Source organism: Paenibacillus sp. 2TAB19, assembly GCF_052115185.1.
Taxonomy (GTDB): domain Bacteria; phylum Bacillota; class Bacilli; order Paenibacillales; family Paenibacillaceae; genus Pristimantibacillus.
Window position 1 is genome coordinate 17,873 of sequence record NZ_JBFRGE010000056.1, and the last position, 26,944, is coordinate 44,816.

The 26,944-nt window shown below is 51.5% G+C and carries 22 protein-coding genes; 20 read left to right on the plus strand and 2 right to left on the minus strand.

The window, feature by feature from the left end:
* Window positions 1-127: 127 nt before the first annotated feature.
* Together AB4Z33_RS21815 and AB4Z33_RS21820 are read left to right on the plus strand one after the other, a co-directional pair.
* The gene (locus tag AB4Z33_RS21815; protein ID WP_337098601.1) at window positions 128-1,459 is read left to right on the plus strand and encodes a PhoH family protein; all 1,332 of its coding nucleotides are present in this window, start codon (window positions 128-130) and stop codon (window positions 1,457-1,459) included.
* A gap of 218 nt (window positions 1,460-1,677) precedes the next feature.
* Window positions 1,678-2,946 carry an ABC transporter substrate-binding protein gene (locus AB4Z33_RS21820; protein ID WP_442051907.1) on the plus strand — a complete coding sequence of 423 codons (1,269 nt, stop codon included), beginning with the start codon at window positions 1,678-1,680 and terminating at the stop codon, window positions 2,944-2,946.
* A 57-nt stretch (window positions 2,947-3,003) separates the two neighbouring features.
* Here the strand turns inward: AB4Z33_RS21820 and AB4Z33_RS21825 are convergent, their stop codons facing one another.
* A complete protein-coding gene (locus AB4Z33_RS21825; protein ID WP_442051908.1) occupies window positions 3,004-4,104 on the minus strand; it encodes a coiled-coil domain-containing protein in 1,101 nt (366 codons plus the stop codon).
* An 82-nt stretch (window positions 4,105-4,186) separates the two neighbouring features.
* Between AB4Z33_RS21825 and AB4Z33_RS21830 the strand changes: the two genes are divergently transcribed.
* Window positions 4,187-5,344 carry a class I SAM-dependent methyltransferase gene (locus tag AB4Z33_RS21830; RefSeq protein WP_442051909.1) on the plus strand — a complete coding sequence of 386 codons (1,158 nt, stop codon included), beginning with the start codon at window positions 4,187-4,189 and terminating at the stop codon, window positions 5,342-5,344.
* A 163-nt stretch (window positions 5,345-5,507) separates the two neighbouring features.
* Here AB4Z33_RS21830 and AB4Z33_RS21835 read toward each other — a convergent pair whose 3' ends face one another.
* Window positions 5,508-5,744 carry a DUF2626 domain-containing protein gene (locus AB4Z33_RS21835; RefSeq protein WP_337098605.1) on the minus strand — a complete coding sequence of 79 codons (237 nt, stop codon included), beginning with the start codon at window positions 5,742-5,744 and terminating at the stop codon, window positions 5,508-5,510.
* A gap of 263 nt (window positions 5,745-6,007) precedes the next feature.
* Between AB4Z33_RS21835 and AB4Z33_RS21840 the strand changes: the two genes are divergently transcribed.
* The 17 genes from AB4Z33_RS21840 (at window position 6,008) to murG (ending at window position 26,718) form a co-directional block, all read left to right on the plus strand.
* A complete protein-coding gene (locus AB4Z33_RS21840) occupies window positions 6,008-6,664 on the plus strand; it encodes an RsfA family transcriptional regulator (protein ID WP_442051910.1) in 657 nt (218 codons plus the stop codon).
* A 132-nt stretch (window positions 6,665-6,796) separates the two neighbouring features.
* Window positions 6,797-7,804 carry a ketopantoate reductase family protein gene (locus AB4Z33_RS21845; protein ID WP_442051911.1) on the plus strand — a complete coding sequence of 336 codons (1,008 nt, stop codon included), beginning with the start codon at window positions 6,797-6,799 and terminating at the stop codon, window positions 7,802-7,804.
* Between the two features lies 1 nt (window position 7,805).
* Complete coding sequence (locus AB4Z33_RS21850) at window positions 7,806-8,201, plus strand: DUF3397 domain-containing protein (RefSeq protein ID WP_442051912.1); 396 nt, start codon at window positions 7,806-7,808, stop codon at window positions 8,199-8,201.
* A 113-nt stretch (window positions 8,202-8,314) separates the two neighbouring features.
* Window positions 8,315-9,955: a bacillithiol biosynthesis cysteine-adding enzyme BshC gene (bshC, locus tag AB4Z33_RS21855; RefSeq protein WP_442051913.1), complete on the plus strand. Its 1,641-nt coding sequence runs from the start codon at window positions 8,315-8,317 to the stop codon at window positions 9,953-9,955.
* 22 nt (window positions 9,956-9,977) lie between these two features.
* On the plus strand, window positions 9,978-11,240 hold the full coding sequence (locus tag AB4Z33_RS21860; protein ID WP_442051914.1) for an adenosylhomocysteinase: 1,263 nt from the start codon (window positions 9,978-9,980) through the stop codon (window positions 11,238-11,240).
* 131 nt (window positions 11,241-11,371) lie between these two features.
* Window positions 11,372-12,385 (plus strand): DUF4349 domain-containing protein, encoded by a 1,014-nt coding sequence (locus AB4Z33_RS21865; protein WP_442051915.1) that lies wholly within the window; start codon window positions 11,372-11,374, stop codon window positions 12,383-12,385.
* A gap of 249 nt (window positions 12,386-12,634) precedes the next feature.
* Window positions 12,635-13,072, plus strand: coding sequence for a division/cell wall cluster transcriptional repressor MraZ (gene mraZ, locus AB4Z33_RS21870; RefSeq protein WP_442051916.1), 438 nt, complete (start codon window positions 12,635-12,637; stop codon window positions 13,070-13,072).
* A gap of 30 nt (window positions 13,073-13,102) precedes the next feature.
* The gene (gene rsmH / locus AB4Z33_RS21875) at window positions 13,103-14,053 is read left to right on the plus strand and encodes a 16S rRNA (cytosine(1402)-N(4))-methyltransferase RsmH (RefSeq protein ID WP_442051917.1); all 951 of its coding nucleotides are present in this window, start codon (window positions 13,103-13,105) and stop codon (window positions 14,051-14,053) included.
* A gap of 18 nt (window positions 14,054-14,071) precedes the next feature.
* Window positions 14,072-14,482, plus strand: a complete 411-nt coding sequence (ftsL, locus tag AB4Z33_RS21880; RefSeq protein WP_442051918.1) for a cell division protein FtsL — start codon at window positions 14,072-14,074, stop codon at window positions 14,480-14,482.
* Window positions 14,483-14,539: 57 nt separating this feature from the next.
* On the plus strand, window positions 14,540-16,879 hold the full coding sequence (locus AB4Z33_RS21885) for a penicillin-binding protein (RefSeq protein ID WP_442051919.1): 2,340 nt from the start codon (window positions 14,540-14,542) through the stop codon (window positions 16,877-16,879).
* A 129-nt stretch (window positions 16,880-17,008) separates the two neighbouring features.
* Window positions 17,009-18,949: a stage V sporulation protein D gene (locus AB4Z33_RS21890; RefSeq protein ID WP_442051920.1), complete on the plus strand. Its 1,941-nt coding sequence runs from the start codon at window positions 17,009-17,011 to the stop codon at window positions 18,947-18,949.
* 130 nt (window positions 18,950-19,079) lie between these two features.
* Window positions 19,080-20,567: a UDP-N-acetylmuramoyl-L-alanyl-D-glutamate--2,6-diaminopimelate ligase gene (locus AB4Z33_RS21895; protein ID WP_442051921.1), complete on the plus strand. Its 1,488-nt coding sequence runs from the start codon at window positions 19,080-19,082 to the stop codon at window positions 20,565-20,567.
* Window positions 20,564-21,979, plus strand: a complete 1,416-nt coding sequence (locus AB4Z33_RS21900) for a UDP-N-acetylmuramoyl-tripeptide--D-alanyl-D-alanine ligase (protein ID WP_442051922.1) — start codon at window positions 20,564-20,566, stop codon at window positions 21,977-21,979. The genes AB4Z33_RS21895 and AB4Z33_RS21900 overlap by 4 nt, the downstream gene beginning before the upstream one ends.
* 4 nt (window positions 21,980-21,983) lie before the next feature.
* Window positions 21,984-22,940 carry a phospho-N-acetylmuramoyl-pentapeptide-transferase gene (mraY, locus tag AB4Z33_RS21905; RefSeq protein WP_442051923.1) on the plus strand — a complete coding sequence of 319 codons (957 nt, stop codon included), beginning with the start codon at window positions 21,984-21,986 and terminating at the stop codon, window positions 22,938-22,940.
* Between the two features lie 67 nt (window positions 22,941-23,007).
* Complete coding sequence (gene murD, locus AB4Z33_RS21910) at window positions 23,008-24,456, plus strand: UDP-N-acetylmuramoyl-L-alanine--D-glutamate ligase (RefSeq protein ID WP_442051924.1); 1,449 nt, start codon at window positions 23,008-23,010, stop codon at window positions 24,454-24,456.
* 46 nt (window positions 24,457-24,502) lie between these two features.
* On the plus strand, window positions 24,503-25,600 hold the full coding sequence (spoVE, locus tag AB4Z33_RS21915) for a stage V sporulation protein E (RefSeq protein ID WP_442051925.1): 1,098 nt from the start codon (window positions 24,503-24,505) through the stop codon (window positions 25,598-25,600).
* An 8-nt stretch (window positions 25,601-25,608) separates the two neighbouring features.
* Window positions 25,609-26,718, plus strand: a complete 1,110-nt coding sequence (gene murG / locus AB4Z33_RS21920; protein ID WP_442051926.1) for an undecaprenyldiphospho-muramoylpentapeptide beta-N-acetylglucosaminyltransferase — start codon at window positions 25,609-25,611, stop codon at window positions 26,716-26,718.
* Window positions 26,719-26,944: the final 226 nt, after the last annotated feature.

Below are 26,944 nucleotides of genomic sequence, written 5' to 3' on the forward strand. Positions count from 1 at the left end.
AGCGTGCTTAGTGTAATGACACTTGTCTGCCCTAGTGTAACCGATCGCTGCTCACACTATGTACAACGCAAACCATTAGCAAGGCTCGCTAAGCTTCTAATGAATTTCCTACGCCGGGAGGGTTCTCATGAAAAAAATATTCGTGCTTGATACTAATGTGCTGCTTCATGATCCGCAAGCGATCTTCGCTTTCGATGATAATGAAGTCATTATTCCCGCGGTTGTACTAGAGGAAATTGATTCGAAGAAGAGGCTGGCCGACGAGCTTGGCCGCAACGCCCGGACGATATCCCGCTTGCTCGACAAGATGCGCGAGAACGGTCATTTGCATGAAGGCATCGTGCTTCCTGGAGGAGGCTTGCTGAAGGTAGAGCTGAACCATCGCAGCTTCATTCGCGTACAGGAAATGTTCGGAGAAATGTCCAATGACAACCGAATATTGGCCGTAGCGCTTAATTATCATAATGAACAAGACAATGAAACGGAGAAGCGCAGTATTGTACTCGTCAGCAAAGACGTGCTTGTCCGTATTAAAGCGGATGTGCTTGGCCTGCAGGCTCAAGATTATTTGTCCGACAGAGTGGTCGTCTCGTCAGACTTCTATGCAGGCTATATGACATTGTACGTTCATCCCGCGGTCATTGACGAATTCTACTCCTACCGTTTCTTGACGATTAACAATATGCATCTGAATATTAGATTGAATCCGAATGAATTCGTTATTTTGCGGGACGAGATGGGCACATCCAAATCCGCACTTCTCAAGGTGAGCCAGGATGGGGTGAAGCTTGAACCGCTCTTCCTTAGCAACGATCCCGTATGGGGCATTACGGCGCGCAATGCTCAGCAACGAATGGCGCTTGAGCTGCTCCTTAATGACGATATTCCGCTCGTCACGTTAACGGGTAAGGCAGGGACGGGCAAGACGTTGCTCGCGCTTGCAGCCGGGCTGCTCAAGGTAGAGGATGAGCATAAGTATAAGAAGCTGCTCATTGCGCGTCCCGTCGTTCCGATGGGCAAAGATATCGGTTATTTGCCAGGGGAGAAGGAGGAGAAGCTTCGTCCTTGGATGCAGCCGATCTACGATAACCTCGAATATCTATTCGATACGAAGAAGTCCGGAGACATCGACAAAATTTTAATGGGACTCGGAAGTATTCAAGTCGAAGCGTTAACGTATATTCGCGGAAGATCGATACCAGGGCAGTTCATTATTATTGACGAAGCGCAAAACTTAACGAAACACGAGGTGAAGACGATCGTCTCGCGTGTCGGTGAGGGCAGCAAGATCGTCCTTATGGGCGATCCGGAGCAGATTGACCATCCTTATCTCGATTCTATAAGCAACGGCCTTACACACATCGTTGAGCGCTTTAGAAGCGAAGGCATTAGCGGCCATATGACGCTGGAGAAAGGCGAACGTTCGAAGCTTGCGCAGCTCGCTGCCGACTTGCTGTAGACGACTGCAGATGGAGCTGGTGTTTGTGAAGTGGAGGAGTGCAGGGTTTGCCCTGCTCCTCCACTTTTCTCATTTTATAGCAGAAAGAGGCAATGGCATCTTCTCCTAGTGGCAAAAAAGGGCTTTGGACAAATTATGGATTTATTGCTATCCTATGTGTGGAGATCAAATAGCCGGAGAGGAAGAAAGCTGTGTCCCTGAGAAGATGGATGCCCCTTGTGATCGGAGCTATCCTCATCATTGCTTTGCTAGACATTCCGTTATCCCCTGGCGTCGATCCGACAAGCACGGGCAAACCGGACGGCAAGTCAGTCGATCAGCCCCCGGGCGGAGAACAGACGATTGATACTTCTATTGAACTAATTGTAAACGTTTCCGTTAACGCTGAGCAATTCATGACGCTTAGTCAATTGAATCGAACTTTTATGATGAAATATCCACATATTAAGGTTAAATTGTTGAATCAAGCGAATGAGAGTGAAGCTTATTCATCATGGCTAGAGCAGAGCCGACAAGGAACACCGGCGGATGTGATGCTGCTTCCGAGCCCTTGGATTAGGCCGTTCGCGATGCAAGGGTATCTAAAGCCTGTCGACAGCCTGCTGACCGGGGACGCGCTCTCTGACCAAATGTCCGGCCTGCTGGAGCCTCTTAAGTGGAATGGCTATGTCTGGGGCGTGCCGAAGGACTATAATCCGTATCTCGTCTTCTGGAACTCTCAGCTGCTAGCGGAAGCGGGCTTATCCGTCCCTCCTAGCACTTGGCAAAGCTTCGAGGAAACAGCGCTTAAGCTGAACGAGCTGAAGCCGGAGGCGAAGCTTGTTAACCTCGTGCCGGGCAATCTGCAGCAGTTGCTCGTCTGGCTGCATACCTTCGATCCGAAGGGCAGGGCAAATAGCGAGTTCCTGTTGAAGTCGGATGCGTCGCTCGTCGGGCAATTGAACTGGCTTCAGCTTGCAGAATCGCGAATTAGTAAGATTGGCGCGCAAGGGAGCAGTTATTTGATCGGCGATGCGGTTAATAAAAATGAGCTGCTTGCCGCGATCCTCCCGTGGTCCGACTACTTGGAGTTAACCGAGTCCGTTCAGAGCCGCTTGAAGATTGACCGTGATGCGATCGTCAGTCCTTGGCTTAATGCGCGCAGCTTCGCAGTCTCTTCTCGGACTGAGGCGGAAGACGAGGCGCTGTTATGGATAGAGGAGATGACGGATTCATACGCGCAACAACAGTTCTATGAGGATTCGGGTGTATTGCCGTCCCGGTCATCGCTATTCGGTCTAAGCAACACCTACCAATCGGAGCAAGCTATCGTTCCGCCTTCTTGGTGGGTTGGGATTATGAATGATTTGACTAATGCGGAAAGCTCCGCAGCCATCGATACGAACTGGCCTGATCAATGGCTGGATTGGCAATCGCAATGGGAAGCTCATATCGACGGTTCGCCGCAGTTTTTCGCATTCGGCGACTATATCGCCAAGTATAAATAAAACAGCGGCTGTTCCGTACATACGGAGAGCCGCTGTTTTTTTTGTTAAAGGTAAGGGTCAGAGATTGATGCTCAGCTTGACGATGAGTTCGCCGTCTTTAATTTCGACGGATTTGGCTTTTAGGAACGAAATAATAAGTCCGGGGTAGAAGCCAAGATCGAATTCTTCTTCTAGAGATGACCGTGTCGTATCGGGCAACGCGAATCCGTTGAAGAGCAGTTCCTCAACATGAAAGATAATGCCGTTCTTAGGTTTGTCCTGTACGGTATAAGTGCCGGTAATACTTAATTCCATGTTGTCGCGCTTGCCGGTAGCCGTCACCTTGTTATCTGCGAAAGTGAAAGCGAATCGTTCGAACATATCATTCTGTTCGCGCAGGAAGGCGTTTAGATCGTCCTGCGGCACGCGGAGCGTATAGTTGAAACCTTCGATTTCCAAATACGATTTGTTGTCCTGTACCCAGGAAGGCAGTTTCTGCATCGCTTTCGACAGCTCGCGGAAATATTGTTTTACTTCCTTAAGCCCGGCCGTCTCCCAAAACGAGGTCAGCTCGTTCATCATTAGACGAAGCCGTTCGGCGTCGGACCTTCCTGCAAGCTGCTCGTCTAACTGCGCCTCAAGTGCAAGCACTCGGCTTCGCTGCGTCTGAAGCCGATCCTCCAGATCGCTGAGTGCGGCCTGCCGATCCTTAAGCTGCTCATACCCTGCCTTTACCTTCTCGTATTGCTCCGCGTAGCTGTTCAAGGTATGCTTGTCATGTGTAAGCAGGATGTCTACATAATCGATAATTTGAAAGAGATCAGGCAGCGAATTAGCCGACAGTAAAGCCGTAAATAGAAAATCCCGTTCTCCCATATAGTAGGCACGCAGAACACTTCCTGCCTGCTCGCGCTTGCTCTCAATCTTCTCCTGCTGAGCAGCCAATTGCTGCTCGGTGTCGGTCATCGTCGCCAGCAATGTCTGTTTCTCCTCTTGAATGCGGCCGATCTCTTTATCAATCTCGACAACGGATAAGCTTTTCTCAAGAACAGAGTGGACGTCGTCATCCAGCTCTAGCTGAGGCTCGGCCGAAACGGGGAGTCGGATTAACAGCAGCGCCGCGATCAGCGCGGCAACGCCTGTCAAGGCGATACGTCTTCGAATGGCGGGTTGTCTCACCGGCATCCTCCTTCCTCAGCATTCATTTTATGCGGCAATCAATTCTATTATATCTTACATCTGGAAAAGGATGAAACATACAATGAGCGATAACGAACTGAAACGTCGAATTGAGCAGAACATATACCAATCAGCCTTACAAGGCTGGATTACGGATGAAGGCGGTATACGACGAACGATGCCTTGCATAAGCTTCCGCGAGTATATGAATAGCTGCCTCTATGACGAGATGTATGGCTACTATCGAAGCGGGGCTGTTCGGATCGGCAAGGAAGGGGACTTTTATACAAGCTCAGCAGTTGGAAGCGTTATGGCAAGGTCACTGGCGGCCTATGCGGTGAACTACAGGCGCGAGCTTGGAGACCCGCCGTTTCAGCTTGTGGAATGGGGAGCCGGGACCGGGCGGTTGTCAACTCAACTAGTGAGCGCATGCAGATCCTTCGATGCGGAATGGGCTCATCAGGTGAGTCACGTACTCGTGGATGATAATCCAGTGCACCGGGAAGCGGCGGCAGCTGCAGCAGAGCTGCAATTGGCGGAAGCTGGCGCACGGCAAATAAGCATTCTCTCCTCTCCTCAGGCATGGGCTATGGATGAATGGAGCGGATGGAGCATGGTTCTGGCTAATGAGCTGCTGGACGCCTTTCCCGTTCATCGCGTGCAGCTATATGGAGGAGAGCTCGTTGAGCTTGGTGTTGCTTGTAACGAGGTGAATGGCTTTCGTTATGTTCGAATGTCGCTTACGGACGAACGTATTGAGCAGTCGCTCGCTCGGAGCGGCATAAAGCTTCGCGAGGGACAGATAACAGAGGTAAATTTGAACGCCGAGGCTTGGCTGGGCAAGCTGGGAAGACAACTTAAGCGAGGAAGGCTTGTCGTGATCGATTATGGTCATGAGGCGCAGGAGTATGCGTCAGAGCACCGCATGAACGGAACGCTGCTCTGTTATCGGAAACATCAAGCCAGCGATAATCCGCTTCTTTTTCCCGGCGAGCAGGACATCACTTCGCATGTTAATTACACGCAAATACGGGATGCCGCTGAACGTCAAGGGTGGCGGACGGTTTATTATGCGACTCAAAAACAATTTCTGCTCGATAACGGAATTATGGAGGTTCTGCAGCAGCATGACGGACGCGATCCGTTCAGCGCCGAGGCTCGAATGAATAGAGCGGTGAGGCAATTGCTGCTTAGCGATCAGATGAGTGAAGCGTTCAAGGTGCTGGTGCTTGAAAAATAATAAAAGAACGACGCCTGTCCATATGGAAGGCGTCGTTCTTCGTTCAAATATAAGAAAGTATAAAATTGTACTCTTATACTAAGCTTATATTTCATCCGCGAAACGGCAGCTTACGCCGCCAGAGGGCAGCATAGCCGTTTACGCTTGTGTTCTCTTTTGTTGGTTAGAAAGGTAGATCCATTTTGAATACGGACCAATACGTGAAGCCTACAAAAGCAATGACCATATATCCCCAGAACATCACTATGTAAGTTTTCTCGGAGAAATTCAAGTACCCCAAAAAGACAAAAGCGACGGCTTGAGCGAAAAACAATAACGCAAACTCCGTCATGTGGCCTGCGAAAGCCATTAGTCCGATTACCAAGGTCCAAAAACCAAGTACTCGATACATGCGCGCCATGATAACATCCCCCTTCCGCTAAGACCCGATTTTCTAGAATCATTATAACGTTTGCCCAAAGGAGTGTAAACCTTCAAGCGTGACGAAATCGCAAACTTTTTGTCCGAAGCCTTCGGTCTGTCTTTAGTTTGCACCAATATGGCGGCAAACATGTATGATTGTTTGAAAAAATGGTTATACAAATTAGTATCCAWTAGATTCTATGAACTCTACCAAGGGCATAGAGATAAGTAAGCGCCTTTACGTTAGGAGGTTATGGTTGCATGACAGCAGTCAGACAAGATGCGTGGAGTCCGGACGATGATTTAATTCTCGCCGAGGTTACACTACGCCATATTCGAGAGGGTAGTACCCAGCTCGCAGCATTTGAAGAAGTAGGCGAGCGTATCGGGCGCACTTCCGCAGCATGCGGATTCCGCTGGAACAGCTGTGTTCGCAAGAAATACGAGGAAGCGATTCAAATTGCGAAACAGCAGCGCCAGAAGCGCAATTATTTGAAGAAACAAACGATAGTGGCAACGCCGCATGTATCATCGCTAGCGGTATATGAGACGGAGGAGCGCAGTCTAGGTCTTGGACGCGATACCGTTTCTATGGAAGAAGGTTTGTCGGTAGACGCAGTTATTCGTTTTTTGCGCGGCTGGAAGACGACCTATCAGGATTTATCGCGTCAAATCAAGCTGTTTGAGAAAGAACTGAAAGACAGGGACGAAGAGTTATATCGTCTACGGGACGAGAATGAGAGATTGTCTCGCGAGGTTAATAACGTCCAACATGATTACCGTGCGGTCAATGACGATTACAAGACATTGATTCAAATTATGGACCGCGCTAGGCGATTGACTGTATTGACGAATGAAGAAGAAGCTAAACCGCGTTTCAAGATGGACGCGAACGGCAATTTGGAACGTATCGAATAAGTTTATAGGATGGACCTGGGAAGAGGCTTGCCGAGCGAATAGCGGCAAGCCTCTTGCTYGTTGCCGGGACGTTTGTTACCATGTAACGGAAGCGGTAGAGGGGAATTTTGGAATTTCGGAAGGGGCATTAACGTGCATATACATGTCGTCGGAGCGGGCTCCATTGGACTATTAATAAGCGCGATGCTCGCCGCAGCGGGCGCCAAAGTGACGATATGGACAAGGTCGGGGGAACAAGCAGATCGGATAGCAAAGCAGGGACTGCTGCTTCATCGGCTAGATGGAACGGAGCAGGTCGTAAATATAGAGAGCAACTGGATTGAGAATACCGATGCAGACACTTCCACGGACGACGGGCACGCTTCGAGATGGATCATTGTCACAGTGAAGCAAACGCATCTGAACGATGTGCTGCTCTCACATATTGCATCACTTGCCGGAGCGGCTCGCGAACGACAAGGTTTCACAGCCGTACTTGCTCTGCAGAACGGAATTGGGCATATGCAGAAGCTTTATCAGACGCTCCCTGAGGTGCCGCTCTATGCCGCAGTCATATCGGCAGGCGCCAGACGATTGGACTTGCGTGCCGTAAGCCATACGGGCGAAGGAGAGCTCTGGTTCGGGGCCGTAGATGAGAACAGGAGCAAATGGGATAATAGTCGCGTAAATGAGCAAAAAATGTTGCTGAATGCGCTTCAAACGGCAGGATTTACCGCTTTTCTGTCGAATGATTCCGAAGAGATGCTGGATCGGATCTATAATAAACTGCTGGTAAATGCCGTCATTAATCCGCTCACATCCATATTCGACGTTAAGAATGGCGACTTGCCGCTCCAGCCGCAGCGTGAATTGCTCATGCGGGCACTTTATGAGGAATCGGAGCAGGTTCTGATGAAGGCGGGAATGAAGCCAATAAAAGAAGGCTGGCAACGTGTGCTTGATGTGTGCAGCCGGACTAGCGGGAATGTATCTTCCATGTTAAGCGACGTGAGAGCAGGGCGGGCGACGGAGATCGATGCCATTAACGGCGGCATCGTGGAGCTTGCAAAGCGGCAAGGAGTAGATGCGCCGCTGAACCTAGCCGTCATTGCGATGATTGGAGCGATGCAGGCAAGGACGATTCCGAAAGGAGAGAGCTAGGATGGATACGATATGGAATAGTAYTGTACATATATACGGTTATTTAGCGATACTCCCGGTCATTCCTTTCATCATCGTCTTTTTCGCGTATAAGATTTATGCGAAGGATACAAAGAAGGCGGTACGGCTCGCTATGGACGTAACGACGGTTTTTCTAATCGGCATCGTTGCCGTATTGTTCGACAAGCAGTTCGGGAGCAGCTTCGGGCTTTACGGAATTCTTCTCGTCATGGTTCTTGGAGCGGGTTTGCTTGGAAATGCGCAATTCCGCAAGCGCGGAGTTGTTGACGCGAAAAAAATTTTTCGCACCATCTGGAGGCTTGGCTTCTTCTCTATGGCACTAGTGTATATCCTGCTCATGTTCATTGGACTGGGGCAAGCTTTTTTCAAAATATAAATGCGTAAGTTGCCTCGCTGGCGCGCGAGGCGTTTTTGTTTTGACGGGCGGCTTATCCTTTGTGTACAATTGGAGCACGGACGACAAGCAATTAGGAGGGTTTTGGCTGCGCTATGAATAACGAAACGTATAAGCTGACGAGTGCTCAGCCTTTGACAGAAGCATTCATATATCGGACAGATGAACGTGTTCATGATTTGTACGGCTATCATCCCGGAAATGAGCAGGACTGGGCCTCGAGGCTCGATAGACTTGCTGCAAGCGCCAATGTAAGAGCGAATGCGACGGATGTTGCCAACGTATTAACGGCTTATCAGGCGGGGTTGAAGCCGTCTTCAGAGACCGCTTCGAATATTGCCGCTATTGCGGAAGGGGCGCCGGTCGTCATAGGCGGCCAACAGGCTGGACTTTGGACAGGGCCGCTTCTCGTTATACATAAAGCTGTATCTATTATCGGCGCCGCCAAGTCGGCGAGCGCGCAGCTGGGAAGAAAGATTGTGCCCGTGTTCTGGATTGCCGGCGAAGATCATGATTGGGATGAAGCGAATCATGCTTATGTGCTGACTGCGGAGCAGGAGCTGCGCAAGCTGAGCTTGGCAAGACCGGAAGGGGCTCGCACCTGTGTAAGCCGGACGACAATCACGGAAGAGGTATGGGAGCAGCTGCTGCAAGAGCTTGAGGCAGCGTTGCCGTATTCCGAGTTCAAGGGACCGATCGTTGAAGAGCTGCGCGAAATGGCGCAACATTCGGGGTCGTTGTCGGATATGTTCGCTGCAATTCTTAGCCGTCTGTTCGGCAACGAGGGACTTGTGCTACTGGATGCCGACGACCCGGCGCTGCGCCAGGTTGAAGCTCCTCTATTCAAGCAAATAATCGAGAGAAACGATGAGCTGGAGCAGGCGTATGCGGCTGCTGCTGATCAAGTAACGGCGCTGGGTTATTCGCTGCAGGCCGATGTTGTAGCGGGCAGTGCGAACCTGTTCCTTTTCCAAGCGGATAAGGGGGATGAGCGTACGCTGCTGCATAAGCATGGCGGCTCGTTCCAAGATCGCAAGCAATCGATATCGCTGACGAAGGATGAGCTGCTGCAGCTTGCAGAGAGCCGTCCAGAGCAATTCAGCAATAACGTATTGACGCGTCCGATTATGCAGGATTTTCTGTTCCCGGTGCTTGCGACGGTACTTGGCCCAGGCGAGATCGCCTATTGGGCGTTGACCGGCGGTGCATTCCGTACGCTCGGCATGGAGATGCCGATTATCGTTCCGCGCATGTCGTTTACTTTAATTGAGGGAACGGTCGCGAAGCATATGCAGAAGTATGAGTTGAGCTTCGCCGATGTGATGGAGCAGTTCGAGGATCGGAAAGCGGAGTGGCTGAAGCAGCAGGACGGTCTCTCGATTGAAGGGCAGTTCGATAGCGCGAAGCAAGCGTTCATTGAACTATATAAGCCGCTGCTTGATCTGGCGACATCAGTAGCTCCATCGCTTGCGAAGCTAGGTGACACGAATATGCAGAAAATCGTAGAGCAGATTGAATATATGGGCTCGAAGACGGTGGATACGTTCAATAAACAGTTCGAAGCGTCTATTAGGCAATTAGACCGGATCGGCTTGTCCATTAAGCCGGCGGGTAAGCCGCAAGAACGCGTGCTTAACATGGTAATCTATTGGAATAGATACGGTCTTATTTGGTTGGATAAATTGCTTGAAGCGCCTTATAGCCGTTCAGGCGGTCATGAAATCGTATATCTATAATACTGGAGGCTGACGAAACGAAATGAGCACTGTAGACAAAAGCATTATTACGGATATATCTTTAGCGCCGGAAGGCCATCTCAAAATCGATTGGGTCAGCGCCCATATGCCGGTGCTAAACCGCATTCGCGAGCAGTTCGAGAAGGACCAACCTTTCAAAGGGCTGAAAGTAACGATCGCGCTTCATCTTGAAGCGAAGACGGCTTACTTGGCCAAAGTCGTTCAAGCCGGCGGTGCGGAAGTTACGATTACGGGCAGCAACCCGCTCTCGACACAGGACGATGTGTGCGCAGCGCTTGTGGAGGACGGAATTACGGTATTCGCTAAATACAATCCGTCTGCTGAGGAGTTCAAGGCGCTCAACATTAAGGCGCTGGAATCAAAACCGGATCTCATTATTGACGACGGCGGCGACTTGGCAACGATTCTTCATTCCGAGCGCAAGGATCTCGCTGTTAATCTGCGCGGCGGCGCGGAAGAAACGACGACAGGCATCATTCGTTTGAAGGCCATGGAGAAGGACGGCTCGCTCGCATTCCCGATGGTGGCGGTTAATGACGCATATTGCAAGCATTTGTTCGACAATCGTTACGGCACAGGCCAATCGGTGTTTGATGGCATCAATCGTACGACGAACCTCGTTGTTGCTGGCAAGACGGTTGTTGTTGTCGGCTACGGCTGGTGCGGCAAAGGCGTTGCAATGCGTGCAAAGGGACTTGGCGCGAACGTCGTTGTAACGGAAATCGATGCCATTAAGGCGGTCGAGGCTTACATGGACGGTTTCGCTGTTATGCCAATGAGTGAAGCGGCTAAAGTCGGCGAAATATTCGTTACCGTAACAGGCAACCGTGATGTTATTCGCGGCGAGCATTACGAAGTAATGAAGAACGGCGCAATCTTGTCCAATGCCGGACATTTCGACGTAGAAGTGAACAAACCGGAACTTGCGGCGCTATCGAGCAGCATTCGTACCGTTCGTAAAAATATCGAAGAATATAAGTTGAAGGACGGACGCAGCATCTATCTGCTTGCCGAAGGACGACTCGTGAATCTTGCGGCTGGCGACGGCCACCCTGCGGAAATTATGGATATGACATTTGCGCTTCAAGCATTGTCGCTTCGTTATGTGAACGAGCAATACAAGGATCTTGGCAATCATGTGGAAAAGGTTCCTTACGTGCTGGATGAGCAAGTTGCGCGTTTGAAGCTGGAATCGCTAGGCTTCAGCATTGATACGCTGAGCGAACAGCAGAAGGCGTATCTGGACAGCTGGAAAGAAGAATAGATGATAGGGCAAGACGGTCGTCGGGGCAACCCGGCGGCTTTTTTTGCGTTTCAAGCGGTTAACGTGCCAGCGTGGAAACCTTTTGCCGCCATTACACGTCAGTATGGAAAAATAAGCAAGGGGGAGTTTCAATGGTACTGAGAATAAGAAAGGGTTTGCGCTGGTTCACACCTTTGGCGGTCATTATGCTAATGCTGCTCACGGCTTGCTCATCCGCCGATATGAACAGCAGCAGTCAGAAGTCTGATGGCAACGGAGCATCAGAAGAAGGGATCGCCGCCAGTGGGGATATGATCTTCTCAGATGAAGTTGCAAAAGCTCCTATGGAAGATGGTGGCGATTCCGACGGCGAAGCAGTACAGTCCGGAATCGGCTTTGCTGGTGGGGCAGCGGCTCAAGAAGACGGAAACAGCCAAAAGATTATTTATTCGGCGGCGCTGACGATGGAGGTAGAAGAGATAGAGGCAGCGAAAACTGCGCTTAAGAACGCCATTCATCAGAGCGGTTCGTATATCTTGCAGTTCCAGGACACGAAGCAAAGCGGAGAGGTTGGTTCGACGTATACGATTAAAGTGCCCGCGGACGGCTTCATGCCGTTCATTGATCGGATCGGTGAGATTAAGCATAGCCACTTCGAAACGAATGTGAACGGCAAGGATGTCTCGGAGCAGTATGTCGATACGGAATCAAGACTGAAGGCGAAGCAATTGGTGGAGTCTAGGCTGCTTGTCATGATGGAGCAGGCAACGAAAGCCGATGATCTGCTTAAGTTCTCGGATCAGCTGTCCGCCGTGCAGGAAGAAATCGAAGTATTGAAAGGCCGGCTTCGTTATCTGGATCATAATGTGGCATATTCCACTATAGAGCTCCGTCTCTACCAAACGGATCAAAGCTTATACACAGCCAGCGGGGAGAAAAAGGGGCTTGGCGCCAAAATGTCGGATGCGCTGACGGGCAGTGCCGAAACGGTAATTGACGGATTGAAGCTGCTGCTTGTATTCATCGCAGGAGCGATCCCCGTACTTCTTCTTCTCGCCATTATTGCCGCTCCGATCATATGGTTCATGAAGAAGAAACGGGGACGGGCGAGCGGCGGCAGCAACAATCCGCCGGCAGATGACGACCATTTGCCTCCTGCCTTGTAGACGATCAAGGGAGTAAGGGCGCGAATTTATCGGGATGTCGAAAATATTCCTTTMTTGACGAATATGGGATATAGGTACTAGTTCCTAAGTTAATTTAGTCCTATTCGTGACTCTATAACTAAAACTGAACAATTTAGCAAAAATCCTGCTCACAGAGCAGGATTTTTATTTTAGGTGGCGAACTAGTTTATCTTAGTGGGGAAAAGTGGKGGAAAGTGGAGAGTTTGTGGGGAGGGGTGGAGCGGACTTATGTTTATGGGGGAGTTTCAACATAGCATCGATGAAAAAGGCCGCATTATTATCCCAGCAAAGTTCCGCGATTCACTCGGTTCCACCTTTATCGCTACCCGCGGTCTCGATAACTGCTTGTTCGTCTACCCGATGAGCGAGTGGGCCGTACTGGAAGAGAAACTTAAATCATTGCCGCTAATGAAAGCGGATGCTCGTGCGTTCACCCGGTTTTTCTTCTCCGGTGCAACGGAATGCGAGCTGGACAAACAGGGAAGGGTAAACCTACCCAGTCATCTGCGCGATTACGCGAAGCTGGACAAGGAATGTATGGTATTGGGCGTGTCCGGCCGCGTGGAAATATGGAGCAAACAAACATGGGACGGCTACTATGAGCAATCAGAGCAAGCGTTCAACGAAATTGCGGAGAAGCTCGTCGATTTCGATTTCAACTTCTAGAGATGACAACAAGATGAGGAGGGCGGATACGTGTTTCAGCATATTACCGTGTTATTGGAAGAAGCAGTTGATGGCCTCGATATTAAGCCGGACGGCATTTATGTCGATTGTACGCTTGGAGGAGCGGGCCATAGCGAGTTAATTGCGTCACGGCTAGGTGACGGAGGACGTTTGATCGCATTCGACCAAGACGATCTGGCGTTGGATAACGCTCGCGTAAGGCTTGCGCCATATATGGATAAAGTAACGCTCGTCAGAAGCAACTTTCGGGAGCTTGAGCAGCAGTTGCTTGGCTGCGGAGTGCCAGTGAAGGACGGGATACCTCAGGTCGACGGCATCCTATTCGATCTTGGCGTCTCAAGTCCACAGCTTGACGAAGCGGAGAGAGGTTTCAGCTACAATCACGATGCGCCGCTTGATATGCGGATGGATCGCGAAGAAGATTTGACTGCTCATGAGATTGTGAATACGTGGGAGGAGCGGGACATATCCCGTATACTCGATCGTTACGGCGAAGAGAAGTTCGCGCGCAATATTGCCAGATCGATCGTGAAGGCAAGAGAAAAGGCTCCGATCGAGAAGACCGGAGAGTTAGCCGAGCTGATTAAGATGGCAATTCCGGCAGCGACCAGAAGGACCGGCGGTCATCCGGCGAAACGTTCCTTCCAAGCGCTGAGGATAGCGGTTAACGATGAGCTGGGCGCAGAGGAAGAAGCGCTTGAGCAGGCGGTTAGATGCTTAAGTCCGGGCGGCCGGGCATCGGTCATTACGTTCCATTCGCTGGAGGATCGTATCTGCAAGCAGATTTTCGCGAAATATGTTGAGAAATGCACATGTCCGCCAGACTTTCCTTTATGCGTATGCGGGAATGAAGGCGTTCTGAAATTAGTGAATCGCAAGCCGATTGTACCAAGCGATAGAGAGCTTGAGATGAATCCGCGGGCAAGGTCGGCGAAGCTTAGAGTCGCTCAAAAATTGTAAGCTAGAGGGGGATTTGAGATGGCGTACGTGAATGGTAATTTGGCACTACAACCGAAGCGCAAGACGGAGCAGCAGCAACAGGCTATCCGAGAAACGAAACGTGTAGTGGTTAAGAAAAAAACGATACCGATGCAAGAGAAGCTGCTCTATTTGTTCACTGTCCTGATGTGCGTTGTTGTGGCCTTTGTCATTATTTCCAGATACGCGCAAATCTACGATATGAACCTTCAAATCAAGCAACTGAACAACGAATACAAAACGCTGAATATCGAGATGGAAGAACTGAAGAAGCAAGTCGAGATATTAAGCGCTCCTGAGCGCATTCGCAAGATGGCCGAGACGCAAGGCATGGTAAGCATAACCGACAGCGGTATTACGGTGAAGACCGGCGTGGACGAAAACGGCGTACAATCCGCTATGCGTGAATAGGGTGGTTGAACGATGAAGAAAAGAATTAAATTGAGGACTTTGGCATTTGGAGGGATAATGACCCTCCTTTTTCTCGTTTTAATAAGCCGAATCTATTGGGTGCAAGTCGTAGAGGGAGCAGATTGGTATGAGAGGGCCAAGCAACGCTGGTCGGCTCAGGAGACACTTGTAGCGAAGCGCGGGACGGTTACAGACCGCGACGGCAACGTGATCGCGATGGATGCGCGGGCATACACGGTTGCTGTTAACCCGCAGGCGATCAATGATGCCGGAATTACAGAAGAAGTGATAGCGGGTCTACATAAAATATTGAATAAGCCGGAGTCCGAGCTGCGTAAGCTCGTGACGGCAAAACGTGAGGACGGTACATTTTACAGTCAGCGGGAAGTGCGGCAGGAGGGCTATAAGATCGATAAAGCGCTGGCGGATCAAGTCAAGGCGTTGCGCGACGAACTGAAAGAGCAACTGGCAAAGGATAAGAAAAAAGGAGTGAATGATGTTGGCATTTATTTGATGGATGAGCTGAAACGGTATTATCCTAGTCAATTGCTAGCCTCGCAATTAATAGGTTTCGTAGATAGGGAAGGCAAGGCGAAATCTGGCGTAGAGGCTTATTTCAACGATCAGTTGGAAGGCGTAAACGGCGAGATTAAGTTCCTGAAGGATGGCAAGCGTGTCCAACTGTCTGACGGGGAAGTGGAGTACCAAGCGCCGAAGGATGGCCAGAATATTGCCCTGACGATTGATAGCAACATTCAGAATTATGTGGAGGAAGCTCTGCGCGAAATAGTTGCAAAATACAATCCAAAGAGCATTACGGCTATCGCCGCGGATCCGAATACGATGGAGATACTGGCGATGGCGAATATGCCGGAGTTCAATCCGAACTCGTACTGGGACAGCAATTATGCCAATTACAATAATCATGGCGTCGTATCGTTGTACGAACCGGGCTCGACGTTCAAGATCATGACGCTTGCAGCCGCGGTGGAAGAAGGGGTTTTCAATCCGAACGAAACGTATAAGTCGGGCAGCGTAACGATCTACGGCGATACGATTCGCGATATTCAACGCGGCGGCTGGGGGACGATTTCTTATCTAGACGGCCTTAAGCATTCCAGTAACGTCGCCTTCGTCAATCTAGGCTATCAGAAGCTGGGTGCGGAGAAGCTGCGCGATTATTTGACTAAGTTCGGTTTCGCCCAGAAAACGGGTATCCAGCTTAACGGCGAGCGAACGGGCGTTATAAACATGCAGTATCCGATTGAGGTAGCGACTRCGGCGATCGGGCAAGGGGTTGCGGTAACGCCGATCCAACAGGTGGCTGCCGTAGCGGCTGTTGCGAATGGCGGCAAGCTGATGCAGCCGCAAATCATTAAGAGCATAACCGATCCGACGACGAATAAAACGACCGTATTTGAACCAAAGGTCGTTCGCCAGGTCATCTCGAAGGAGACCTCGCGCAAGGTTGGCGAATATTTGGAGCAGGTCGTATCCGACCAAGTGATTGGTACGGGCAGAAGAGCGTTTATCGAAGGCTATCGGATAGCGGGGAAGACGGGCACGGCGGAGAAGTCGATCGACGGCAAATATTCGGAGGACAAGTTCGTCGTTTCTTTTGTCGGCTACGCGCCGGTAGAGAATCCGAAGATCGTTTTGTATATTGTGGTCGACGAGCCAGATGACAGCACGGTCGGCGGCGGTTTTGTTGCAGCGCCGGCATTCCGCGAAATTATGCTGAAGAGCTTGCGTCATATGGGCATCATGCCGGATACAAGTTTAATTAAGGAAGAAGCTAAGAAGGAAGCTGCGATCGTCGTGCCTAAGGTGACGGATCTGCTGCTTGCACAAGCGAAAGCGACATTGGCACCGAAAAACCTTACGTTCGAAATTATTGGCAATGGCAAATCCGTTCTGCAGCAAATTCCGGCAGCCGGCAGCGTCGTTAACCCGAGTCAGCGCGTCTACTTGCTAACGGAACAGCGAGACAAGCTTAAAGTGCCGGATATGACAGGACTCTCCTTGCGCGATGCGCTAGAGATTACGACGTTGCTTGGCATTCAGCTTATCCCTGAGGGGCAAGGCTACGTCGTTTCGCAGAAGGAAGAGACGAAGAACGGCAAGCGGTCGCTTAAGATTGTATTGGCGCCTCAGACAGGGGCGGATGCGATCGTAGAAGAAAATGGAACTGCTGAATCGGATACAGGCGATCAATCAAAAGGTGACGAGCCTTCTTCGGGCGAGCAGAGCAGTTCGAATTCAACCAACGATGGCGAAGCTGAGGGTGAAGGTACATCCGAGAGCAACGATAGCGCAAACGATAATGGAAGCAGTAATAGTGGCAACAGCGGTAACGAAAGCGGCGGCGAACAGCCGAACTCGATTACCTCGGAGTAGCTTGCAAGCTTGCTGCATGTGGCTTTGCGGCACAAAAGCTTGTTCTATAACCCCCTTGTCCCGAATAGGTTGGGAATGAGCGTTAGCGTACGCTCGTCTTAATCAGCGGGGCTTAAGGGGGAACATGTAATGAAGGTATCAAATGTAACGGTGAGAAGACGCTTATTTATCGTGCTCCTGTGTGCCGGAGTATTGTTCATTGCATTATGTGTCCGTCTTGGCTATGTTCAGCTGTGGATGGGCGAGAAGCTGGCCAGTAAAGCCGAAGACTCTTGGAGGCGCAACATTCCTTATGCGTCCAAGCGCGGAGAGATATGGGACCGAAACGGCGTTCAGCTTGCGTATAATATAAGCTCGCCAACCGTTTTTGCCATTCCGGCTCAAATTAAGGACAGGCAAGCAGCCGCAACGGCGCTTGCGCCGCTTCTGGATATGTCCGAAGAAACGTTGTATAACAAAATGAAGCCGGGAACGATGATTGTAAGCTTGAAGCCGGGCGGCCGCAAGATGACGCTGGACAAGGCACAGCAAATTCGCGATTTGAGTATTCCCGGCATCGTCGTAGCCGAAGACAACAAACGATATTATCCTTTCGGAAGCTTGGCGGCGCATGTGCTTGGCTTCACCGGTATCGACAACCAAGGGCTTACTGGCGTTGAGTCTAAGTTCAACGAGGAGCTGAGCGGTGTCGCGGGCAATGTATCGTTTCTTGCTGATGCGGCCGGTCGGCAGATGCCTAATTCCTCAGATACGTACATACCGCCTAAAGACGGCTTGACGCTTCAATTGACGATTGACAAGGCCATTCAATCGGTGATGGAGCGGGAGCTCGATCAAGCGATGACCGGGCTGCAAGCCAACAGCGTCATTGCAATCGCAATGGATCCGAAAAACGGTGAAATTCTAGGCATGGCAAGCCGGCCGACCTATGAGCCGGCGAATTATAAGCAAGTTGCATCCGAAGTGTATAACCGGAATTTGCCGATCTGGATGACGTACGAGCCAGGCTCGACGTTCAAGATCATAACTCTTGCGGCGGCATTGGAAGAGAAGAAGGTTAATCTGACGAATGAGCGCTTCTTCGATCCTGGCGCGATCGAGATCGGCGGCGCTAGACTTCGCTGCTGGAAGAAGGGCGGCCATGGCAGTCAGACATTCCTTGAGGTCGTAGAAAACTCTTGCAACCCGGGCTTCGTCACGTTAGGCAATCGTCTTGGCAAAGAGAAGCTGTTCGAGTATATTAAAAACTTCGGCTTCGGGCAAAAGACGGGGATTGATATTGGCGGCGAGGAAAATGGCATTTTGTTCAAGCTGAACCAGGTTGGCCCTGTAGAGCTTGCGACGACCGCATTCGGTCAAGGCGTATCCGTCACGCCGATTCAACAAATCGCAGCCGTGTCGGCGGCAATTAACGGCGGGACACTATATAAGCCGCATGTGGCAAAATCATGGATCAATCCGAGCACGGGCGAGACCGTTCAGACGATTGAACCCGAAGTTGTGCGCCAGGTCATATCCGAAGATACCTCAAGACAGGTAAGGGAAGCGCTGGAGAGCGTCGTAGCCAAGGGTACGGGCCGCAACGCCTTCATCGACGGTTATCGCGTCGGCGGCAAGACAGGAACGGCGCAGAAAGTCATTAACGGACGTTATTCGCCGAATGAGCATATTGTATCGTTTATCGGCTTCGCTCCGGCTGACGATCCGCAAATCGTTATCTATGTTGCGGTCGACAATCCTCAAGGGATTCAGTTCGGCGGGCTTGTAGCGGCTCCGATCGTGAGAAACATGATGGAGGACGCGCTAACGATTCTAGAAGTTCCTCGTAGAGATAAGCAGATCGACAAAACGTATAAGCTTGGAGAGACACCGATTATCGCTGTGCCGAATCTTGTAGGCAAAACGGTATCGGACATTTACGAGGATATGAACATGAACTTCAACCTGACGTCGGCCGGATCTGGCAGAACGGTCATTCGCCAAGCGCCTGCAGCAGGAACGAGAGTAGAGCGCGGATCGACGATTCGAATCTATTTGGGCGACGAGGATGATATAAACCATTCGCATTGATTATACTATACGGATCGTTAACGAGTAATTAACGAGCGTTTGCTCTATTCTGCCGATCAATTAACGATTGGGCGCGCGCCTGCATATATTGAATCCTGTCGAGTTACATCGAGGGAGGAGACTTTTGCGGATGCGTATTATCGAACTAGCTGAGCTGCTCATTACCGCAAGGCTTATAGGAGACGGAGAAATAGCGCCAACCGGCATTGCTTCCGATTCACGCAAGGTGGAGAACGGTCAATTGTTCATTTGCTTATCGGGGAGCAAGACGGACGGACATCTGCACGCGCCAGAGGCAGTACGCCGCGGCGCATGCGCAATCGTGGCAGAGAGAGAACTGGATATCGATATTCCTCAACTGATCGTGAAGGATAGCAGACATGCGGCAGCCGTCATCGCTGATCATTATTACGGCTATCCAAGCCGAGCAATGAAGCTGATCGGCGTTACAGGTACGAACGGCAAGACGACGACAACGTATTTGATTGAACAAATATTGCAGGACCAGCAGCAAGCGACGGGCGTGATCGGTACGATAGAGTGGAGATATGGCGGCCGCGCCTTCGAGGTGTCAGGCACGACACCCCATTCGATAGAGCTGCATCGTTATCTCGCAGAGATGAGAGATGCAGGCACTGCTTATTGTGCGATGGAAGTATCCTCGCACGCGCTAGCCCAAGGCAGGGTGAAGGGCTGCCGTTTTCGCACAGCGGTATTCACGAACCTGACGCAGGACCACCTCGATTACCATCAGACGATGGAGAGTTACGCGGCGGCCAAAGGGCTGTTCTTCTCCAGGCTGGGCAATACATTCACGGCTGATGCATCTGAACGAACGTATGCGGTGCTTAATGCCGATGATGAAGCTTCCGCGTATTTCACGAGGCTGACTTCGGTGGATGTCGTGACCTACGGTATTGATCATGAAGCGGATGTGCGCGCTTCGAATGTTCGCATTACAGCAAGCAGAACAACGTTTCATGTCGCGACGTTCCGGGGCGAGATCGACATTTCGCTCCAGATGGCGGGCCGCTTCAACGTATATAACGCGCTTGCCGCCATATCGGCCGCTCTTATCGAGGGTGTTGAGCTGTCGCGCATTAAAGCTAGTCTTGAATCTATTCCGGGCGTGCCCGGACGAATCGAATCCGTTCATGCGGGTCAGGACTTCGCCGTCATCGTGGATTACGCCCATACGCCCGATGGACTTGAGAATGTGCTGCTTGCTATCCGCCAGTTCGCGGAGAAGCGAGTACTGTGCGTGTTCGGGTGCGGAGGAGCTAGAGATCGCAAGAAGCGGCCGATAATGGGGGCGATTGCGGCGGCTTACTCGGATTATGTGCTAGTTACATCAGATAATCCTCGCACAGAGGATCGTTTTATGATATTAAAGGATATAGAGGTTGGTTTGCGAGAGGCCATGATTGGCTCGAATAAGTACGAACTAATTGCTGATCGCAAAGCCGCTATTGAAAAAGCGGTTGAAATGGCAAGCCCAGGCGATGTAGTATTGATTGCGGGGAAGGGTCATGAAAACTATCAAGAGATTGAAGGCGTCAAGCATCCATTCGATGATCGCAGTGTAGCGAGAGACGCGATAAGGAGATTATTACATTGATTAGAAGAACGATTGAACAGATAGCGCAGATGGCTGGAGCAAGATACGCCGGAAGCAGCAAGGATATGATCATACATGGCGTGACGAAAGACTCACGCCTTCCTTCGGCTGGCAAGCTGTACGTGCCGATTATCGGAGAGCAGTTCGACGGTCACGACTTTGCCGCGCAAGCGGTGGAGAACGGGGCGGTCGCCTCGCTGTGGAAAAAAGGACATGAAGTGCCGGAAGCGCTGGCAGATGTACCGTTGCTTATCGTGGGCGATACGCTTGTCGCGCTTCAGCGTCTTGCGGCTGCGTACCGCAGCGAGCTGCCCGTGCGCGTTGTTGGTATTACCGGCAGCAACGGCAAGACAACAACGAAGGATATGACAGCTGCAATCTTAGGTACGACCTACCATGTCCATAAGACGGAAGGCAACTTGAATAATGAGATCGGTCTTCCCATGACGGTTCTCGAGTTCGAAGAAGAGATTGAAGCTGCGGTGCTGGAGATGGGAATGAGCGGCTTCGGTGAAATCGATCTGCTGACGAAGATCGCTCAGCCCGATGCAGCGATCATTACGAATGTCGGCGACGCACATATGCAGCAGCTTGGTTCAAGAGAGGGCATTGCCAAGGCCAAGCTGGAAATTACGGCCGGACTCGGCGACACGAGCGTCTTATTCTTCAATGGCGATGAGCCCCTGCTCAAGGCAGAGCTTAGCGGCATGACGTTGCCGGATGGGCTGCGCTGCCGTACGTTCGGTCTTGGCAGCGGGAACGAGTGGTCGGCGACCGATATCGTGCTGGAACCGGAAGCTTCTACGTTCACTGTTCTATATAATGGGGAACCAAGCGAGCTGCAGCACATTCGCGTACCTGTTCCGGGCGTGCATAACGTCAGTAACGCGCTAGCCGCAATTGCGGTTGGCAGGTTATTCGGGGTTCCGACTGCAAGCATTGTAGAAGGCTTAAGCGCGATTAAGCTGACAGGGATGCGTATTCAGCCGGTACGAGCGTTCAACGGCGCTATTATGCTGAATGATGCGTACAATGCGAATCCGACCGCTGCTCGCGCAGCAATCGATTTGATTGCGGAGCTGGACGGCTTCCGCCGTAAATGGATCGTGCTTGGCGATATGCTGGAGTTAGGTCCTGACGAGAATCAGTTCCATTATGATCTAGGCGCGTATATAACGCCTGACAAGGCGGATGCGGTACTTACGTTCGGAACGTTGTCGGAGCATACGTCAGCCGGTGCAAGAACACAGTTTGCGAAAAGCGGCGCCGATGCGTCGGTCATTCATTTTGAAGATAAGGAAAAGCTTGCAGGTTGGCTCGCGGAGCAGCTTGCGCCGGAAGACATCGTGCTCGTCAAAGGTTCTCGCGGCATGAAGATGGAACAGATTGTCCAAGCTTTAGAAACGAGGTGAGGAAATGGATATGATGGTCATCTTATTCTCTATAGGCGCTTCCTTTCTGCTAGCTGTTCTGCTAGGACCATTGTTCATTCCCGTGCTTCGCCGCATGAAGTTCGGCCAGCAAATTCGGACGGACGGCCCGCAAAGCCATCTGAAGAAAAGCGGGACGCCGACGATGGGCGGCATCATTATTATGGTGGCGCTCATGATCGCCTTCCTGAAGTTCGCGGATAAGACGAATGAGTTCTGGGTGCTGCTTGTCGCATCGCTCGGTTTCGGTCTCGTCGGCTTCCTTGATGATTATATTAAAATCGTATTCAAACGCTCGCTCGGCTTGACGGCTCGGCAGAAGCTGCTCGGTCAGTTGCTGTTCTCGATTATCGTCTGCGCGCTGCTCTACAGYATGGGTCATAGTACCGAGGTGTCCATTCCCGGTACAGGCTGGGGCGTCGATCTCGGATGGTTTTATTACCCGCTAGTCGTCATTATGATGTTCGCGGCAAGCAATTCCGTGAACTTCACGGATGGACTTGACGGCTTGCTTGCGGGGACAAGCGCAATCGCATTCGGCGCGTTCACCATTGTTGCTCTGCAGACATCGTCGCATGAATCGGCTGTATTCTCCGCGGCTATGGTAGGAGCGGTGCTCGGTTTCCTAGTCTTCAATAAACATCCGGCTAAAGTGTTCATGGGCGATATGGGCTCGCTTGGCATCGGCGGAGGTATCGCAGCAGTGGCGATTCTGACGAAGACGGAGCTGCTGCTTATTATAATCGGCGGCGTATTCGTACTTGAGATGCTGTCCGTGATCCTGCAGGTCGCTTCTTTCAAGCTTCGCGGCAAACGGATATTCAAGATGAGCCCGATCCATCATCACTTCGAGCTGGTCGGTTGGTCCGAGTGGAAGGTCGTTACGGTGTTCTGGCTTGTCGGACTAGTTTTCGCAGCGCTTGGCTTGCTGTTCGTTATTTAAACATAGAAGATTCAGCGGCGCCCTAGTCACAAGGCGTCGCTATGATCCATAGAAGGGACTGTCTGTTATGAATCATCCGTCAGCTTACGAGGGTAAACGGGTCGTCGTACTCGGTTTGGCCAGAAGCGGCGTTAGCGTCGCCAAAGTATTTCATAGCCTCGGCGCCGAGGTTGTCGTTAACGATATGAAAAAACGTGAATTATGCCCCGAAGCGGACGAATTGGCTGCTTTGGGCATTTCTGTGCTATGCGGTTATCATCCGAACGATCTCGTAACGGCTGAAACCGCGCTGTTAGTCAAAAATCCAGGCATTCCATATACGGCAGCACCTGTTCAGCAGGCTTTGGAGCATAACGTAGAGATTATTACTGAAGTTGAGGCTGCCTATTGGCTTTCACCCGCGCCGATCATCGGCATTACCGGCAGCAACGGCAAGACGACGACGACGACATGGCTTGGCGAGCTGCTGTCAGCAGCAGGCCTTTCGCCGATTATCGCCGGCAACATCGGCCGTCCGCTCTGCGAGGCTGCGCTTGAGGCATCGCCAGAGCATTGGCTTGTGGCTGAGCTTAGCAGCTTCCAGCTTAAGGGGACAATCGCTTTCCGGCCGCATATAGGCCTATTGCTCAATCTGGCGGAGACGCACCTTGACTACCATGGCGGGATGGACGATTATATTGCATCGAAAGCGAAGTTATTCGCGAATCAGACGGCCAAGGACGTCGCTGTCCTTAATTGGGATGATCCCGTTTGCCGCAAAATTTCAGAAGGACTTGCAGCGAAGCTGCTGCCATTCTCGTTATATGAACGACTGGAGACAGGCGTATATGTGGAGCCTCCGTTCAGCCGGGAAGAAGAGAAAGCGGCGTCCTCGAGCGAGGCCGTGGCTAGGAAGATCGTATACCGCTCAGGCTTGGAGTCGGACAATGACGCCATCGTAGTCGTACCAGTCGATGAGTTAGGTATTCCAGGCCGTCATAACGTTGCTAACGCGCTTGCGGCCGTTGCTGCAAGCATAGCGGCAGGGGCTGAGATAAAGCGGCTTGTAGAGCCCCTGCAGCAGTTTAAGGCGGTTGAGCATCGGTTGGAGTACGTACGCGAGGCCGGCGGCGTTAAATATTATAATGACTCGAAAGCGACCAATCCTGCTTCAACAATGATGGCAATCGGATCGCTGCCGGGTAAAATTGTATTGATTGCGGGCGGGCTTGACCGCGGCTCCGACTACATGGAGCTGCTGCCAATCTTCCGCGATCGGTTGAAAGGGCTTGTCGCGCTTGGCGAGACGCGCGGCAAGCTGGCCCGCGTTGCCGAGCTGGCAGGTTTAGGCAACGTCGAAATCGCCGAACCTGTGGAGGACGCCGAGCAGACGCTGCGACTAGCGGTTAAGCAGGCGGCGGCTCTTGCTGAGCCTGGTGACATCGTGTTGTTGTCGCCGGCCTGCGCGAGCTGGGATATGTTTGCCTCATACGAGCAGAGAGGGCGCATTTTTAAAGATTCAGCGCATACCTTGTAAGTAGGGGGCATGTCCCTACTTTCCCATGCTAAGAGGTGTGTTCGCTATGGTTAAAGCGCGTTCTGCCCCGGATATTTGGCTGCTGACAGCGATTGGGCTAATTCTGGCGATCGGGCTTGTGATGGTTTACAGCGCGAGCGCCGTGCTTGCTTTTCATGAGCACGGCGATCGTTTTTATTTTGTCAAACGCCAGCTTTTGTTTGCCGGACTAGGCGTAGGTGCGTTACTATTTACTATGAATACGCATTATTCGACGTGGAAGAAATGGGCGCCGGCAGCGATTCTCGTATGCTTCGGTCTGCTCATTATCGTCTTAATCCCTGGCGTAGGCGTCGTTCGCGGCGGCGCGCGCAGCTGGCTGGGCATTAGCTCGTTCGGCATCCAGCCGTCTGAGTTCATGAAGCTGGCGATGGTCTTGTTTCTTGCCAAGTGGCTGTCGGAGAAGCAGCAGACGATTACGCAGTTCACGAAAGGGCTTATGCCGCCGCTTGGCCTCGTAGGTCTTGCGTTCGGACTTATCATGTTGCAGCCTGATCTCGGCTCAGGAACGGTTATGTTAGGCGCATCGATCATTCTTATTTTTACGGCTGGTGCCCGAATGGCGCATTTGGGCGGACTTGCCATGCTAGGTGTAGTTGGTTTCGTAGGTCTGATCCTAGCTGCTCCTTACCGGCTGCAGCGGATTACGAGCTTTCTCGATCCATGGGCTGATCCGCTTGGAGGCGGCTATCAGATCATTCAGTCCCTCTATGCGATTGGACCGGGAGGTTTGGTCGGCCTCGGACTTGGAATGAGCCGTCAGAAATACAGCTACTTGCCTGAACCGCAGACCGACTTTATATTTTCCATCGTTGCCGAGGAGCTGGGCTTCATTGGCGGCGCTGCTTTAATCTTATTATTCCTTGTGCTCATATGGCGCGGCATGCGCGCGGCGATCTCGGCTCCGGATACGTTTGGCAGCCTGCTCGCTGTCGGCATTACGGGCATCGTCGGCGTTCAAGTGTTGATCAATATTGGCGTAGTCATCGGGATGATGCCGGTAACAGGCATTACGCTCCCGCTTATCAGCTATGGGGGATCATCGCTGACGCTGCTGCTAACCGCGCTTGGCATTTTACTTAATATATCCCGTTATTCGAGGTGAAGGTTCATATGCGTATCGTATTGACCGGAGGAGGTACCGGCGGCCATATTTATCCGGCTGTCGCAATCGGCAAGCAAATGCAGCAGGACAATCCGGACACGCAGCTGCTTTATATCGGAACGAACAAAGGAATGGAGAGCCGCATCGTACCAGGGCAAGGAATTCCTTTTGAAGCGATAGAGATTACAGGCTTTCGCCGCAAGCTGTCACTCGATAATGTGAAGACGGTGCTGCGGTTCTTAAAAGGCGTCAGACGCTCTAAGGCGCTGCTGCGAAAGTTCAAGCCGGATGTCGTTGTCGGAACGGGCGGTTATGTATGCGGACCCGTCGTGTATGCTGCGGCGAAGCTGGGCATTCCGACGCTCGTTCACGAGCAGAATGCGATTCCCGGCTTAACGAATCAATTTCTGTCTCGTTACGCGAGCACGATCGGCGTTAGCTTCAAGCAATCGGAGAAGCTGTTCCCRAAGGCGAAGAAGACACTGTATACGGGCAACCCGTGCGCAACGAACGTACTACGAGCGACAGCAGGCAAAGGCAAGGCTTCGCTAGGCATTCCGCCTCGCAGCCGCTTCGTGCTCGTTGTAGGAGGCAGCCGCGGGGCTAAGGCGCTTAACGAGGCGATGGTCGAGATGGCACCTCAGCTTGGGCAAATACCGGACGTTTATTTCGTCTTCGTGACCGGGGACAGTTATTATGCTTCGACTTCGAGCCGCATTGAAGAAGCTAGTCCAGGCGGTGTTGCTAATGTAAAACTTGTGCCGTACCTGAACAATATGGCAGAGGTGCTAATGGATGCGACGATTGTCGTAAGCCGCTCTGGCGCATCATCGCTGGCGGAGATGACAGCACTTGGCCTGCCGTCTATCTTAATTCCTTCGCCTAACGTAACCAATAACCACCAGGAAGCGAACGCTMGCAGMCTCGTTGACGCGGGAGCGGCCGAGATGATTCTGGAGAAGGATCTAACAGGTTCAGCGCTGCTGAACCGCATTCAGAAGCTGCTGAGGGACGATAAGCTCATGAAACAAATGGCTGAGGCGTCGAAGACGTTTGCTATGCCTAATTCCGCAACGATTATCGCATCGGAGCTGAAGCGGCTGCAAGCGCGCAAGTAAGTAGGCGATTGTCACACAAAAGTACGCATAGGCATAATATACACTATATTCGTGACCATCGCCCAAGCGGCGGATGTCGCAACTATAATCGTGAATCAGCGGGAGTAAGTCCACGCTTACGAAGTAGGTTTTACTTCGTAAAACCTAAGTCCACGCTTACGAAGTAGGTTTTACTTCGTAAAACCTAAGTCCACGCTTACGAAGTAGGTTTTACTTCGTAAAACCT

Excerpts from the sequence above, each read along its gene's own strand:
- AB4Z33_RS21815 (WP_337098601.1), top strand. The coding sequence starts at position 128 with ATGAAAAAAATATTCGTGCTTGATACTAATGTGCTGCTTCATGATCCG.
- AB4Z33_RS21830 (WP_442051909.1), top strand. The coding sequence starts at position 4,187 with ATGAGCGATAACGAACTGAAACGTCGAATTGAGCAGAACATATACCAA.
- AB4Z33_RS21835 (WP_337098605.1), bottom strand. The coding sequence starts at position 5,744 with ATGGCGCGCATGTATCGAGTACTTGGTTTTTGGACCTTGGTAATCGGA.
- AB4Z33_RS21840 (WP_442051910.1), top strand. The coding sequence starts at position 6,008 with ATGACAGCAGTCAGACAAGATGCGTGGAGTCCGGACGATGATTTAATT.
- bshC (WP_442051913.1), top strand. The coding sequence starts at position 8,315 with ATGAATAACGAAACGTATAAGCTGACGAGTGCTCAGCCTTTGACAGAA.
- AB4Z33_RS21860 (WP_442051914.1), top strand. The coding sequence starts at position 9,978 with ATGAGCACTGTAGACAAAAGCATTATTACGGATATATCTTTAGCGCCG.
- AB4Z33_RS21865 (WP_442051915.1), top strand. The coding sequence starts at position 11,372 with ATGGTACTGAGAATAAGAAAGGGTTTGCGCTGGTTCACACCTTTGGCG.
- mraZ (WP_442051916.1), top strand. The coding sequence starts at position 12,635 with ATGTTTATGGGGGAGTTTCAACATAGCATCGATGAAAAAGGCCGCATT.
- ftsL (WP_442051918.1), top strand. The coding sequence starts at position 14,072 with ATGGCGTACGTGAATGGTAATTTGGCACTACAACCGAAGCGCAAGACG.
- AB4Z33_RS21890 (WP_442051920.1), top strand. The coding sequence starts at position 17,009 with ATGAAGGTATCAAATGTAACGGTGAGAAGACGCTTATTTATCGTGCTC.
- AB4Z33_RS21895 (WP_442051921.1), top strand. The coding sequence starts at position 19,080 with ATGCGTATTATCGAACTAGCTGAGCTGCTCATTACCGCAAGGCTTATA.
- murD (WP_442051924.1), top strand. The coding sequence starts at position 23,008 with ATGAATCATCCGTCAGCTTACGAGGGTAAACGGGTCGTCGTACTCGGT.
- spoVE (WP_442051925.1), top strand. The coding sequence starts at position 24,503 with ATGGTTAAAGCGCGTTCTGCCCCGGATATTTGGCTGCTGACAGCGATT.